Source organism: Paenibacillus sp. FSL R7-269 (genome assembly GCF_000517865.1).
Classification (GTDB): Bacteria; Bacillota; Bacilli; order Paenibacillales; family Paenibacillaceae; genus Paenibacillus_AQ.
In genome coordinates, this window is the sequence record NZ_ASPS01000035.1 from 69,213 (window position 1) to 82,593 (window position 13,381).

General features: G+C 51.6%; 6 protein-coding genes. 4 read left to right on the forward strand and 2 right to left on the reverse strand.

Annotated elements, in window-relative coordinates:
- The first annotated feature begins 25 nt into the window (after nucleotides 1–25).
- Together C162_RS34435 and C162_RS17515 are read left to right on the forward strand one after the other, a co-directional pair.
- Nucleotides 26–6,928: a choice-of-anchor I family protein gene (locus tag C162_RS34435; RefSeq protein WP_051493637.1), complete on the forward strand. Its 6,903-nt coding sequence runs from the start codon at nucleotides 26–28 to the stop codon at nucleotides 6,926–6,928.
- A 166-nt stretch (nucleotides 6,929–7,094) separates the two neighbouring features.
- Nucleotides 7,095–8,144 carry an Atu2307/SP_0267 family LLM class monooxygenase gene (locus C162_RS17515; RefSeq protein WP_036695918.1) on the forward strand — a complete coding sequence of 350 codons (1,050 nt, stop codon included), beginning with the start codon at nucleotides 7,095–7,097 and terminating at the stop codon, nucleotides 8,142–8,144.
- Nucleotides 8,145–8,516: 372 nt separating this feature from the next.
- On the opposite strand, the gene C162_RS17520 is transcribed toward C162_RS17515, so the two are convergent.
- Nucleotides 8,517–9,404: a fructose bisphosphate aldolase gene (locus C162_RS17520; protein ID WP_036695920.1), complete on the reverse strand. Its 888-nt coding sequence runs from the start codon at nucleotides 9,402–9,404 to the stop codon at nucleotides 8,517–8,519.
- 175 nt (nucleotides 9,405–9,579) lie between these two features.
- Here C162_RS17520 and C162_RS17525 point away from each other — a divergent pair, with 175 nt between their 5' ends.
- Together C162_RS17525 and C162_RS17530 are read left to right on the forward strand one after the other, a co-directional pair.
- A complete protein-coding gene (locus C162_RS17525; RefSeq protein ID WP_036695922.1) occupies nucleotides 9,580–10,227 on the forward strand; it encodes a hypothetical protein in 648 nt (215 codons plus the stop codon).
- 299 nt (nucleotides 10,228–10,526) lie between these two features.
- Nucleotides 10,527–11,765 carry an RICIN domain-containing protein gene (locus C162_RS17530; RefSeq protein WP_036695923.1) on the forward strand — a complete coding sequence of 413 codons (1,239 nt, stop codon included), beginning with the start codon at nucleotides 10,527–10,529 and terminating at the stop codon, nucleotides 11,763–11,765.
- 80 nt (nucleotides 11,766–11,845) lie between these two features.
- Here C162_RS17530 and C162_RS17535 read toward each other — a convergent pair whose 3' ends face one another.
- A complete protein-coding gene (locus C162_RS17535) occupies nucleotides 11,846–13,366 on the reverse strand; it encodes a DUF4179 domain-containing protein (protein ID WP_036695925.1) in 1,521 nt (506 codons plus the stop codon).
- Nucleotides 13,367–13,381 lie beyond the last annotated feature (15 nt).

The window sequence follows — 13,381 nt, forward strand, 5'->3', positions numbered from 1 at the left end:
GGTATCAAAGACTAGGGAGGCATATATGAATATTAATAGTTCAAAGCGGATACTTAGTGCAATTATGGCAGCAATCATGCTGCTAATGACGTTGCCTGTATCTACATTTGTGAATGCTGCGGCAACTCCTGTATCTGTTGCGGAATGGGATTTCGCTGATCATCCGGATGCGACGAAGACCTTGACCCGCTTCCCGGCGACTGGCGGACTGGCTGCTGCCTCCACAGTGACGCTCTCGACTTATATGGGCGAGAATGGAATTGGCGGGGAAATATCAAGTTATACTAATTCCAACAGATCCATTTCAATAACCGGCTGGAATGCTGGCGCCGATACTAAGTATTGGACGCTGGCTTTTTCTGCTGCCGGATATGAGAATCTAAAGCTATCCTTCAATTCTTACGGCTCGGGCACCGGCCCGAGAGATTTCAAGCTGCAATACAGCATGGACAACATTCATTTCACAGATATTCAGGAGGGGGCTTATTCCAATGCTTCCTCCTATTCGGCAACCCCGACCAAGTCCAATCTGCCGCTGCCTGCAGCTATTGACGACAACGCGGCAGTAACCTTGCGCTTTCTGCAGACAAGCAATCTGTCGATCCGTGCTGGCACGGCAAGTTATTCCGCTGCCGAGGAAGTGGCAGCTGGAGGAACTTCCCGCTTGTTCAACATCTTCATCACAGGGGAGCAAAAAGCCGATTCCGATATTGTAGCGGCAGTTACGGCTGCTCCGGGTCAAGATTCAGAGGTTCCCGCGGGAAGCAAGGTGGAGTTATCCACTCTTACTGCAGGGGCAAGTCTGGAATACAGCCTGAACGGCGGAGCCTTGCAGACAATAGACGCTTCAACCGGTTCAGTGGTGATCGATGCTTTTAACCAGCCGGGCAATACGGCAGTCCTGAAGGCTAGAGCCTTGAAGAATACGAATAGCAGTGTTGAAAGAACGTTCACCTACACTCAGGCACAGACCAGACCGGTGTCTGCCAGCAGAACGGGAGCCATTCCCTCCGGCAGTACTATTGAACTGACCACACCAACGGAAGGAGCGGCCATCAGCTATATTTTGACCCGGAAAGCAGGCATGCCGGAAGAGATTATAGATGCAAAGGCAGCTTACAGCGCTCCAGTTACGTTAACAGCGGACATGCTTCCAGCCAAGATTGAAGCCTCGGCAGTAATGGAAGGATATAAGGATAGTGTTCCAGCAACGTACAACTATACACTTAAGGATGGCGGTACGGCGGCCAAGGTGTATTTTGGACAGCTCCATGGACATACCGTGCAGTCAGACGGCTCTGGCACGATGGAAGAGGCTTATGCTTATGCTAGAGATGTGGCCAAGCTGGATTTCTTTGCGCTCACTGACCACTCCAATTATTTCGATACCTCAAGTAGTCCTGTTGAGTATGAGGCAAGTGTTGCCAATACTAAATGGCAGCAGGGACAATCAGCAGCGGCTGCGGCGGCAACGCCGGATTTTGTTCCGTTTTACGGGTATGAGATGACCTGGGCCGGCGGCCCCGGGCATATCAATACTTTTAATACAGAGGGCTTCGTCAGCAGAAATAATAAAACCTACGCTTCTGGTGTCTCAGGCATGACCAACTACTACAAACTGCTTAAGAATATTCCCGGCTCCATTGGACAGTTCAACCACCCGGGACCAACCTTTGGAGATTTCAATACCTTCTCCAATTACGATCCTGAACTGAACCGGCATATGACGCTAATAGAAGTAGGTAATGGCGAAGGGGCTGTGAACTCCGGCGGATATTTCCGCTCCTACGAATATTACAATAATGCGCTGGATAAAGGCTGGCATCTCGCACCGACCAACAATCAGGATAATCACAAGGGGCGCTGGGGTAACTCCAATACTGCCAGAACGGCTATTGTGACCGATGATCTCAGCAAGGAAGGCGTATATTCCGCTCTCCGTGAGCTGCGTGTGTATGCCACTGAAGATGAGAATCTGGAGATTAAATACACGGCTAACGGGGAACCGCTGGGATCAAGTCTGCCGGCAGGTATCTCTAAGCTGGATATCAATGTAGATCTGCTGGACCCGGATGTCACTGATCAGATTGGTCAGGTATCGGTGATCAGCAGGGGCGGTGAAGAATCGAATATCCAGAATATCACGGCTAACCAGGCAAATTACGCTGTGACAATCGATAATCCGTCTAGCGGCTACTATTATATTCGTGTGGTACAAGCAGATGGCAACATCGCTGTAACAGCACCTGTATGGGTCGGCGAGGTAGAGAAGGCCGGAATTACTGCGGTGACCTCTTCGGTCAGCATGCCGGTAACCGGTGAATCGCTGGAGCTATCCACCGAGCTGTTTAACAATGAGGCTTCTGCGGCAACCATTCAATCGATTGATTACAGCATGGATGGTGTTAGTATTGCGGCCAAAACCCTTAATGCGCCAATCGCATCACTGGGTACATTAAAAGACAGTATCACGTACACGCCATCATTACCGGGCAGCGCGGTTGTGGTAGTTACGGCAAATGCAGTCGTGAATGGAATTAGCCGGACGTTTACCGGCTCCCTGGAATTGAATGTCAGAGATGCTGCGAAGCTCGTCAATATTGGAGTGGACGCATCGCATCTTAATGATTATGTGGCCGGGAACTATGCGAACAGCATGACTAATTTCGCCAAGCTGGCAGAGACCTATGATATCCGTCTAGTAGACATTAAGGGCGGCCTTAAGCCGGAGAACCTGAATGATCTGAAGGCGTTGATTCTGACTCCGCCGAACCGCAGAGCTTCCGTGGGTGCGCTTGGTGAATATACGCAGGATGAAATTGCGGCGGTAAAGGCTTTTGCAGATAACGGTCATACTGTTATTGTCACTGGACTGGCTGATTATAACGACGCCAAAGGTGATCCGGCTCATCACGCGGCGTACCAGCAGAATCTGATTCTGGAGGCACTCGGCGGGAAGGCCCGGCTTGTAGATGATGAATTGATCGACAATACGAATTTCGTGCCTAGCCAGAATTTCCGGCTCCGGTTCAAGAATTACAACATGGACAGCCCATATACGTATGGCGTTAATCCGGCGCAGGAATATAGCTTCTACAGCGGTTCCTCGATCTTTGTACCTGAAGCGGATAAGGCGGCGGTGAGTCCTATCGTGATTTCTCATGCCACTTCAGAGAGCCTGGATTCAGATCAGGACGGTCTGGGCGGTGAAGGGAATCCGGTGGTTAAGGGCAATATTCCGGCTCTGACGGTAGAAACACTGGACAAGGGAGCCAAGCTATTTGTGGCTGGTTCCGTGTTCATGTCCAATTTCGAAGTGCAGGCAACGCTGGATAATGCTGCGGATCTTGGCTATAGCAACTACAATATCTCTCAGAATATTCTGAAGGAGATCGCACCCCGAACAGTAACACCTATTGCTGAAGTCCAGGCGGCAGCCACAGGGACGAAGTTCACCATTCAAGGCACGGTGACTTCGAGCGCAAGCGGATATGATCAGAGCACGGCATTCTTTGATTCGATCTATGTACAGGATGCTACAGCCGGTATTAACCTGTTCCCGGTCTCGGGTAATTTCCGCGCAGGACAGAAGGTGGAGGTTACCGGAACCGTAGGCGGATATCAGGGAGAGAAGCAGCTTACAGTAACAGAAATACAGATCATTGACAGCAGCATTCATGAGCTTGTCCCGGCCCGGGTCTCTACAGCGGCAGCAATAGCGGATTCTACCCGGGGCAGTCTTGTACAGGTAGAGGGTACTGTGAAGGCTGTAAATCTCGACAGTGGAAAAGTAGGGGCAATCATCGTGAATGACGGCTCCGGGGACGTAAGAGTATTTATAGACGGATACATTACCCCTGACGTACAGCTTGAAACGATTCAGCCGGGAGAGCGAATCTCTGCCATCGGCCTGTCTTCAGTGGATACGGTCGGTAAGCGAATCCGTGTGCGGGACAGAAATGAGATCAAACGGCTTAGCGGATCGGTGATGCACAAAATCGGCAGCTATTCCACGGGCTTCTCGGATCTGGAAGGCGGAGTTGCAGAAATTGTGAAATACAACAGTGACAATCAGAAGTTCTATCTGGTGAACGGCAAGGAGAAGAGCATTGATATTGTCAGCTTGAAGACGCTGGTCCCGGGCCAGGATAATCTGCTTACACTGGAGAAACGGATTGACGTAAGCAAGATGATTGACGGCTTCAGCTTCGGGGATATTACGAGTGTAGATATCAGCACAACACTGGATACTGTTGCTATAGCAGTACAGGAGGCGGATTACAGCAAGCCAGGTGCTGTGCTGCTGCTGGATTATAACGGGAAATACCAGACCCACTATATGACAGGGGTTCAGCCGGATATGGTGACCTTCACGCCGGATAACAAGTATTTATTGACGGCTGATGAAGGTGAGCCAAGACAAGGCTACAAAGAGCCTGCGGTTGATCCCAAGGGTTCGGTTACTGTGATTCATCTGCAGGAGCATACCGTCAAGATTGTTGATTTCACCAGCTTCGATAGCACGGAGGCTAGAAATGCACTGCTGGCGGACAATGTTATTCTCAAAAAACAAACTGCACCGTCCGTAGATTTGGAGCCTGAATATGCAGCGGTATCGGCGGATAGCAAACGTGCCTTCATCTCCTTGCAGGAGGCTAATGCCATTGCTGCACTTGATATTGAGCAGGGTGTATTCACCAGCATCAAGGGACTGGGCTTCAAAGACCACAGTGTGTCCGGGAATGGGCTGGACATGCGCAGAGACGGCAAAATTCAGATTCAGCCGGAGCCGAATGTATATGGAATGTATAATCCGGACGGGATTACCACCTACACTGCCGGGGGAAAGACATATATCCTTACTGCCAATGAAGGGGATTCCAGGGACTGGAACGGATACACTAACGAGAAGGATATCAAGCTGGGCAAAGGGCAGGACGGAAATGCTGATAAGGACATCAAACTGACAACCTTCGATCCTTCAGATTATGAAGTGGGTGCGGGCGGAACCGGATTTGTCAGCGGCAAAACCTATCTGTTCGGTGCGCGTTCCTTCTCCATCTGGGATGCAGACAACATGTCCCTATTGTATGACAGCGGAGCAGACTTTGAGCAGATTACCGCCAGACTGCTGCCGCAATATTTCAACTGGTCCAATGATGATTTCGTATTCGAGAAAAGAAGCGCAAAAAAAGGTCCCGAACCTGAGGACGTTAAAGTCGGCATCGTGGACGGTAAGCCGTATGCTTTTATCGGCCTGGAGCGGGTCAGCGGCAATATGATGTACGATATTTCGGATGTGAACGCCCCGGTGTTCTATGACTATCTGAATACAAGAGACTTTGAACATTCAGTGGATCAGTCGGGTTCCAAGCCGGCTTACCGGGTGGCCGGAGATGTATCTCCGGAAGGACAGACGTTCATCGCAGCCGATCAGAGTCCGACACGCTATCCGCTGCTGCTTGTGGCTAATGAGGTGTCTGGTACGGTATCCGTGATAGAAATTCCTAGAGGCTATTATACACCGCCGGTTGTTGAACCGACACCGACAGCGACGCCAACTACGAAGCCAACACCAACACCGACGACAAAACCGGATATACCGGCAGTGACGCCAACGATTAAGCCGGAGACCCCAACAGCAACCCCGGCAGCTACACAAACACCGGATCAGGTGTTTGTGCCCGTCAAAACAATTACTCCAACTTCTGCTCCAACGGCTACACCGTTAGCTGTGCAGACAATCATCACTGATACCGTTGCTGTATTAGCACCGTCTCAGAATGCCCAGACTCAAGAAGCAAGCTTTAAGCTTACGGCTGAGGCTGCCGCGAAGCTGCTGGACAACGCAGCAATGAGTGATAAGGCCGGCAAGCGGACGGTCGTTGAACTCCGCGGGGAGGCAGTCAAGGAAGCCAGGAAGCTGACAGTAGAGCTTGGGAGCGAATTTGTCAGCAGATTATCTTCCGGCACTCAAGCGGAGCTGAAGATTAATACCGGATTCGCTATTATTACACTAAGCCATTCTGTGCTGGATGCCATCAGTAAGGCTGCCAAGGGGGAAACGCTCCGTATTAGTGTAGAGCTGTCCTCGGTTAATATAGCAGGCAGCAGTGTTCAAGCACGGGTGGGCGGCAGACCCGTGTACGATTTCACAATTGGGGATGGTACCTCGGCGATTACCAGCTTCGGCGGTGAGAGGGTCCATGTGCAAATTCCATATACTCAGGCTGCTGGAGAGAATGCGAACGGGCTTGCTGCATACTATATTGACAACAACGGTGTTGCCATTCCAGTAACCAGCCGCTACAACACAGCGGCGAAAACGGTAGAATTCAAGACAAGTCATTTCTCTAAATTTGCCGTAGGCTATTATAGCGCCGGCTTTAGCGATATCGTGAACCACTGGGCCAAAGACAGTATTGATTTTGCAGCGGCCAGAGGCTGGTTCACAGGTCTTAGCAATCATAAGTTCGCACCGGATCAGACCTTGACACGCGGAATGATCGCAACGGTTCTGGGCAAAATGGGAGGTGCTGAACCCTCTGGAGCAGCTTCCTTCACCGATGTGGCGGGAAATAAATATTACTCGCCTTATATCGCCTGGGCAGCAGCCAATGGTATCGTACAGGGCACAGGCAATAAGAGGTTTGCGCCGGATCAGGCGGTGTCCAGAGAAGAACTGGCGGTATTGATCCGTAATTATCTGAATTATATGAAGCTGAAGCCGGAACAGACCGCTGGAGCTGTCAAGTTCACAGATGACAAGAGCATTTCCTCTTGGGCAGCTTCTGCGGTTACTGATATCCAGTCGTTCGGATTCATTAGCGGTAAACCGGGTAACCAGTTCGATCCTAAAGGAACAGCGACAAGAGCAGAGGTTACTGCAGTACTGAAAAGGCTCAATGACAGCAGCTTTGCTGATTAATTCACTTGCTGCTATAAGAATGTAACGGTTTTGCCAGGGCAGGGTGCCTCACGGGCTGTTGACACAGCCGGGGCACCCTGCCCTGCTGCAGGTTAAAGTTTTCTTTGAATATTTGACTATTTAGTTTTAGAATATAAAGATTACTGACTTCTAGGAGGAACAATACGTGGAACTTGGAATAAGCACCTTTGTCGAGACAACGCCTGACGTGAATACCGGAGTGACTCTAAGCCATGCGGAGCGGCTGCGTGAAGTGGTGGAGGAGATCGTGCTTGCGGATCAGGTAGGACTGGATGTATACGGCGTGGGTGAGCATCACCGGCCTGATTTTGCAGCTTCATCGCCTGCTGTGCTGATGGCGGCGGCTGTACCGCTGACGACCCGAATCCGCCTGACCAGTGCGGTCATGATTCTGTCCTCAGCCGATCCGGTGCGGGTATTTCAGGATTTCGCTACACTGGACGGAATATCGGGTGGCCGTGCCGAGATTATGGTGGGCCGGGGCTCGTTCACCGAGTCGTTTCCTCTGTTCGGCTATGATCTGAAGGACTACGAAGAGCTGTTTGACGAGAAGCTGGACCTGCTGCTCAAGCTGCGGGAGCCCGGCAAGGTGAGCTGGAGCGGCAAGCACCGTCCAGCCATAACGAATCTGGAGATCTATCCGCGTCCGGAGCAGAATCCGCTGCCCGTATGGATTGCGAGTGCGGGAACTCCGGAGTCTGCGGTCCGTGCGGGTACTCTGGGTCTGCCCTTTGCCCTGGCGATTATCGGCAATGTGAACCCTTCCGATTATGCCATGCATGTACGGCTCTACAAGGAGGCAGCAGCCAAGGCTGGTCATGATGTGTCCAAGCTTCCGATTGCCTCACACTCTCATGGTTATGTTGCGGAGACGGACGAGCTTGCGGTAGAGGGCTTCTTCCCGTCTACACATGCACGGACGAATGTCCGGGCGGTGGAGAAGGGACTCCCTTCTTATCAACGTACGGATTACGATGACGCCCGCAGCTTTGACGGTGCTCTATATGTGGGGGACCCGGACACAGTTGCCCGCAAAATCATTCACCTCTACGAGCATGTAGGGATCACCCGCTTCTTGCTGCATGTCCCGCACGGCTCCATGCCGCATGCCCAGGTGATGCAGGCCATCCGTCTCTTCGGGACAGAGGTAGCGCCTAGGGTGCGGGAGGGCATTAAACGGCTTACGCAAGCATAGCTCCTGCTAGGGCAAGAGCATTACTGCTATGAAATTCTGCCTGAAATACAACATTCTCTCCACTAACCAGGACTTGATCCAAGATTGTTGCAGGAAAGGCAGCATTTCCCTCTCTTTTGTGCGGATTAGCTCGAGAAATCCTGTATATCATGCAACATCTCTCCTGCATACCCAGGTATACAGAGCTGAAAGTTGCAGATTCTGCAACACTTTAGATTTGTTGCGGTGACAGTAGCGATCAGCCGGTGATTATCAGGAGTAGTTTTGAGTTCTGAACTTCTATTCGGAATATACAGAAGAGGACCCTGCGGCACTAGGCCTGGGGTCCTCTTCTGTATATGAAGCTATGAGCTTAAATGAGCATGGATCTGATCAAGTAATCGAAGCCTCATAGATGGCCTGGATCGACGCAGCCAGGGTGCTACCAAATTCCTCTTCCGTCTGCTGATCGCTGAGACCCTGGGATAAGGCGCGGGAGAAGCTGGCAATCACTCCATGCTGGCGGGCCAGCTTCTCGTTGGCTTCAGCCTGGGTATACCCTCCTGAGAGGGCTACGATCCGAACCACATGGGGATCTGCGGCGAGCTCGCTGTATAAATTATCCTCTGTCGGGATCGACAGCTTAAGCATGACCTTCACGTCATCTGGCAGCTCAGACAAGCGTGCGGCCAGTTCCCGCTTCAGCAATTGCTCTGACTCCTGCTTGTCCTTGCTGAGGATATCTACTTCCGGTTCAATAATCGGAACCAGTCCGAAGGCGGCGATCTGCCGGGCCAGCTCGAACTGCTGCTGAACGGCCTGCCGGATACCCTCCGGGTTCGCCTCATGGATCACGGAGCGCATCTTGGTGCCGAAGATATGCTTGCTGACTGCCCGCTTCAGCAGGGCATCGAGGGCGGGAATAGGCTTCATGAGCTGGACTCCATGCTGAGGAGCGGCCAGTCCCTGGTCAATTTTGAGAAAAGGCACGACGCCCTTCTGCTCCCACAGATAATCGGCGGTATATTGCCCGTCTATAAGGCGGTCCATCGTGTTCTCGAACAGAATTGCACCGAGAATATGCTCGCTTGTAAAGGCGGGACTCTGAATAATGCGTGTTCTCATGCTGTGAACCATGGTGTACATCTCTTCGTCCCCTGAATAACGGTCTTCCTTAATACCGTATTGCAGCAGCGCTTTGGGGGTGCTTCCTCCGCTCTGGTCCAGAGCAGCTATAAAGCCTTGGCCAGTGTGAATTCGGTCTAATTGTTCGGTATTCATGGTTAGGGTCATTCCCTTCTACAAGATGAGATGGTTACTGTACCCTGTCTAGTATAGCACTTGCGCATAAGGACATACATCCGGGTCCGGCAGACCTTTCCATTTGTGCCTGAGAGATAGGGTATGTTACCTTGTTCAATAGGATGGTATGATAGAAAGTGGGGTGAATTTAACAATGACAAACGAAACAACCAATGACACCACGAATGAGCCGGTGAACGGTGAAGCGGAAGCTGCCGAGAAGGCCATGACCGAAGAGAACTGGAATGAGCTGCTCAAGGCTGTTTTTCATAACGGCATTGTAGCGCTCAAAATGAGCTTCAGCGATGTGGAAGGACAGGTGCTGAACCTGGACAACTACGGCCCGGTATTTGTATTCCGTGTAAAGGATAACGATAACGCTGATTATTACTGCGGCTTCTTCCTTCGTGAGCTGGCTGGCCGGTTCCAGTCCGGCAACAGTCCGGAGATCTGGATGGCGTCCTTCTTCCACGAGCTGATGAAGACCAAGGGAGGCAACTCCATGCCTAAGCCGCTCGCCAGTGAAGAGGAAGCCAAGGCCGCTGTCGACAATGTGCTGGTTCCGATGTGTATCGCCGCTGTAACAGAGGAGTTCGCACCGGAGCAGGTGCATGCCGGACTGGCCTGGAACGAGGAGCATGGACCGGTCTTTGAAGCAGGCTTCCCTGCAATCACGGACGGGAATAACGTATGCGCTATCCCGCTCCATCTGTTACTGACGCATATGCAGCTTAACCGTGATCCTTCGGAGCTGCTCGTACAAGGGATGTATAAGATCCGCGAAGAGCACGGACTCGAGTAGTACGGCAACAACTCTTTGCAAAAGCAGGAACCGCCTCCGCTCGGGAGCGGTTTTTTGCTGTGTTTGGGGCTGATGAGGCAGTGTCGTCCGAAGGCCAGCTGCTCCGTTCCGCCGGGTTCGCTAAATTGTCAAATTTCTGGTTCTTCCGGGAACCAAAAGCGATATATATGGGATGTAGCAGAAGAAGGCGCTACCATATTCATGTCCGAAACCGGTTGGGAAAGGTTTCAACTGCGCGAACGTACGCGTGCATTGAAATAAGGCTGGCAACTTTGAAACGCCAAAAGAGGAGGACGAAGATGTTTAAAAGAGGTAAAGTCTTAAGCTTGTTCATGCTGTTCGCGTTATTAATCGCACTGGTGCCTGCAGGGAGCGCAAGCGCAGCAACCTGGAATCTGGCCTGGAGCGACGAGTTCGACGGTTCTTCACTCAATACCGGGAACTGGACAGCCGAGATTGGCACAGGCACCGGGGGCTGGGGCAATAATGAATTGCAATACTATACTAACCGTTCACAGAATCTGAAGGTGACAGGCGGCAATCTGGTCATCACTGCGCAGAAAGAATCCTATGAAGGCATGAACTATACCTCGGCGCGGATCAAGACGCAGGGGCTTAAGAATTTCACATACGGTAAAATCGAAGCCAGAATCAAGCTGCCGTCCGGCCAAGGGTTATGGCCTGCGTTCTGGATGCTAGGCTCCAATATTAATACCGCCTATTGGCCGGCCTGCGGCGAGATCGATATTATGGAGCGGGTAAACAATAACGCTGCCGTTAACGGCACGGTGCACTGGGATGCAGGAGGCCATGCCGAATTTGGGCGGGTGTCAGGCAATCTGGACTTCTCTCAATATCATGTGTACAGCGTAGAGTGGGATTCCAAGTACATCAGATGGTTCGTGGACGGCAACCAGTTCAATGAATTCTATATTGAGAACGGAACCGGAAATACGGAGGAATTCCAGAAACCGTTCTTCCTGCTGTTGAACCTCGCGGTGGGCGGCAACTGGCCGGGTGCTCCGAATGCCTCAACCAGCTTCCCGGCGCAGATGCTCGTGGATTATGTGCGGGTATATCAGGCTGGCGCTCCTTCGAGCGGCATTGTCAGCGGAGGGGTCTACACCTTGATGAACAAGGCAAGCGGCAAGGTACTGGATGTGACGGATGTATCTACAGTAGACGGAGCCAAAATGCATCAGTGGACTAATTACACCGCTGCCAATCAGCAGTTCAGAGTGGAGAGCACGGGAGACGGCTTCTACAAGCTTACAGCGATGCACAGCGGCAAACTGCTTGATGTGCCGAATGCTTCCACGGCCAGCGGAGTCCAGCTCCAGCAGGCGAATGACAACGGCAGCAACGCCCAGCGGTGGAGCATCGTCGATGTGGGCGGCGGATACTACAAGCTGATCTCCAAAGCCAGCGGGCTGGCCATGGATGTCTCGAACTCCTCTACCGCAGATGGAGCCGTCGTGCAGCAATGGACAGATAACGGAACCGATGCCCAGAAGTGGCAGCTTACCAAAATTAATTAGGGAGTGGAAGTTCCAAAGTCCAGATAAATAAGCAAGAAGCCCCGTAAGCCTGTCGGCTGGGCGGGGCTTCTTGCTGTAGTCTATTTCTTTGAGAACAGCTCGATGCTCTGCGTCTCCATAATTGGATTCCAAATGCGCGATACCGATAGGGTAAGCGGCTGCGGATAATCTGCAGCTTGACTGTCAAAAGATAAACTCATCTCATCAATTCCCGTACCGTCTCCAGAGATCATGGTGCCGCCGAAGTTGATTAGTGGCGTTTCCCGATTGGCTCTATCATGCACCTGGCCGTTCGCATCGGTGAATTTGTCGTCCAGCCCTGCACCGATGTACTCTGCCTGTACTGCCCCTTGCGAATCAGTATAATAAAACATGTTGGTCACCTTACGCCGGAGCAGAATCTCTTCCGCCGTTGCATTATGTTCTTTTTTGGAGGTGACCATTTCCCAATCGTCTGCCGGTGCTTCAATCACTTGCTGCTTGTTCAGATCGACCACAAATTTCATATGCTCCGGCTCCAGCGCCGAGATACCGGCAATTTTCAGCGCGATGGAGTCCGGCTGGTTGAGCCCGGTATACCTGAACACCAGTGTTGCCTGCGAGGAGTCTTTGTACACCTCGGAATTATTGGACGTGATTCTACCCGGATACACCAATTTCTCGGTTTGGCTCCCGGTTGTTGCGGTCAGAACAGGATTCAGCAGGCTGAAAATCTGTTTGGTGTTCGCCTTGTCATACTCCAGATCGACATAAGTATTGAACGGAGTATACTGTACTTGGTGCACTATAATCTGTTGACCGTCCACTGTAAGCGTGCGATTCACAGGCAGCGTGCGCACCTGGTCTTTGAAATCGTCTGGATCAAGCTGAAACGATACCTCCAGGCTGGTCCGATACTTGCTGCTGCTGGAAGCGAGCGCCTGTTCGGACGTTCCGGTGAGAATTAGAGTGAACTTCAGATCCTTGGAATCAGTGATGGAAGCAGGATAGTTGGTGGAATAAATAAAATTCTTGTTTTCGCCAGGCTGAATTCTGGATTCGCCACTGTTCGCTAATTCCAGGGCTGCGCCCCGATGTGGATATGGAACCTCGAAATCACCGAATTGAATTTTCGTATCCGCAGGAATAACTTCTTGATCCGTACCGTTGTGCACATTGAATAGGATATACACTTTACGGCCATCCGTGACGGCGCCATCCACATCCATACGGTATCCTTTGTTTGATGCGCTTTGACGGACCGGCTTTACCAGATTTCGTTCCAGGATGCCGCCAACCAGCCGGTTCGTTAATGGCTGTCTGCGATAGTCTGCAAAATCATTCCAGCTTGTGGTGCTGACCGCCTGCACTGAACCGCCGAGGACGGAATCGTCTGTACCTCCGGCCGGTAAGCCGATGGATGAGACAATCACAAAAATAGCTGCGGCCGCGGCTAATACAGCGCCGGCCCCATAGGAATAGAAACGCCGTTTGCTGCGTTTTTTCCCTTGTGCCATTCCACTGCGCATTGCATTATATATTTTCAATTCCTTAATCTCCTTTGCATGAAGATGGACCTCTTGTGCATCCTGTTTTAGGACACGCTCTTCTTTTGCTAACATTTCCTTCACCTCCTA

Bases quoted from the DNA above. Each gene is read 5' to 3' on its own strand.
- C162_RS17530 (WP_036695923.1), top strand. From the start codon at position 10,527: ATGTTTAAAAGAGGTAAAGTCTTAAGCTTGTTCATGCTGTTCGCGTTA.
- C162_RS34435 (WP_051493637.1), top strand. From the start codon at position 26: ATGAATATTAATAGTTCAAAGCGGATACTTAGTGCAATTATGGCAGCA.
- C162_RS17525 (WP_036695922.1), top strand. From the start codon at position 9,580: ATGACAAACGAAACAACCAATGACACCACGAATGAGCCGGTGAACGGT.
- C162_RS17520 (WP_036695920.1), bottom strand. From the start codon at position 9,404: ATGAATACCGAACAATTAGACCGAATTCACACTGGCCAAGGCTTTATA.
- C162_RS17535 (WP_036695925.1), bottom strand. From the start codon at position 13,366: ATGTTAGCAAAAGAAGAGCGTGTCCTAAAACAGGATGCACAAGAGGTC.